Annotated in this window: 1 protein-coding gene; it reads right to left on the reverse strand. The window is 33.0% G+C overall.

Annotation, left to right across the window (positions count from 1 at the left end; translation table 11 throughout):
- Nucleotides 1–195 precede the first annotated feature (195 nt).
- Nucleotides 196–1,644 carry an IS1182 family transposase gene (locus CF599_RS19210; RefSeq protein WP_121967526.1) on the reverse strand — a complete coding sequence of 483 codons (1,449 nt, stop codon included), beginning with the start codon at nt 1,642–1,644 and terminating at the stop codon, nt 196–198.
- Nucleotides 1,645–1,753: the final 109 nt, after the last annotated feature.

Below are 1,753 nucleotides of genomic sequence, written 5' to 3' on the forward strand. Positions count from 1 at the left end.
GAGGGCACTGAAAAAGTAAGGTTTTTTTTTGGTTTCAAGTCACTATAATGCAAAAAAAAGACGCTTTTAAAGGAGGTTATAACAAACCTTTTTTAAAGCGTCTTTTGTTTTTGATAATTTTGAAAAGATGTGTCGATTGCTTAAGAGACCTTATTTCTGTTTCTGAGAGGACAAAATTCTATTTCACTATCCTTACTACATTAATTTCAGTATTCTTTTTAAGTTTACTGCAAAAATAGCCAATGCGCCTTGCATTTGCATAGACGACAATCCGTACGATAGGGCAGTATCGTATCCATGGGCATTCTTTAATTCTGCGTTTTTAGCTTCTATCTTATAACGATGTTTAGTCTCTTCTTTAAATTCTGGAGTATCTTCAAAGGCTAGTTGGTCTAAGTGTGTTTGACTTGATATAGAGACTGAGTATGATTTGGTCTTGGCTCCGGGTTTATAACAACCATCTTTTAAAGGACATTGTTTACACTTTTCAACATCAAAATAGTATGTTTTAACTTGATTAGTATTTTCTCCTTTCTTGCCTTGAGTAGCCTTTCTAACGGCTAAATGTCCTGCAGGACAAACGAACATATCAGCATCTTTGTTAAAGTCAAATAGATCTTCTTTTTTACGAGTACCTTGACTAATTACAGGGTTTAGTTTAGAGATTACACTAATGTTATTCTTCTTAGCATAGATTAAATTGTCTTTACCTGAGTAGGCACGATCACCTATAACAGTGTTAACTGTCATTCCATTTTTAATAGATTCTTCTACTAATGTAGTTAGTAAAGGACCATCTCCCTTTTCTCCCGAAGTAACTACTGCAGCTGTGATAACACGTTCCTTACTCATCGCAATATGAGTTTTATATCCCAAGAAAGATTCCTCTTTTGATTTGTGACCTATACGAGCATCTTGATCTTTAGATATATCTCGTTGTTCTTTTACATCTTCTAACGCTTCTTTTAAAACATTAAGTTTCTCACTTACCTTAGGTAAGCTGCTTAAAGATCCTTTGTCTTCTAAGTAGTTAATCAATTCTGTACAATAAGCTATCTCATTCTCTACATTATCGTCTGTATTTTTACTAGGTAAATGATCTTTTACTGTTGGATCTGCTTCGTAAAGAACCTTTCTTACATTCTTTGAACGATATCTTAGAAACTCTATAACAGATACTGCATTAGAGCGACTCTTAGTATGAGTTGCATCTAATATTATTGCCTCTGATTTTATAATCCCTTTTGCCACAGCTAACTCTACTGTTTTACCAATTAACAAGTTTAGCATATCAGTATCCTGAAGCCTTAATTTTCTAAACTTGCTTAGCGTACTAGCTTCTATTACCTTTTCTTCGATTGACATATCTAAGAAATACTTAAACGATAAGTCGTATCGCGAACGCTCTACAACATCTTGATCTGATATGTCAAAGATTGTTTTTAATAATAAGTACTTGAACAAACGAATAGGAGAATATGCCATTCTACCATTGGTGACACAATACTTACTTGATAGTTCTTGATACACAAAAGTAAAATCGACAAGATTATTTATCTGACGTAACATATTATCCTTAGGAACTAACATATCGTATAACTCAGAATATTTACTAAAAGTGATTGTTTCTTGATGACTTACCATTGCTTCTTATTTGATCACTACAAAGCTAAAAAAACATAGAGGTAAAATAGAAAGCTTAAGCTTTCTATTTTACCTCTATGTTGAAAAAGAAGACTTTTTCAGTGCCCTC

The sequence above is a fragment of the Myroides sp. N17-2 genome, assembly GCF_002286775.1.
Classification (GTDB): Bacteria; Bacteroidota; Bacteroidia; order Flavobacteriales; family Flavobacteriaceae; genus Flavobacterium.

Excerpts from the sequence above, each read along its gene's own strand:
- CF599_RS19210 (WP_121967526.1), bottom strand. The coding sequence starts at position 1,644 with ATGGTAAGTCATCAAGAAACAATCACTTTTAGTAAATATTCTGAGTTA.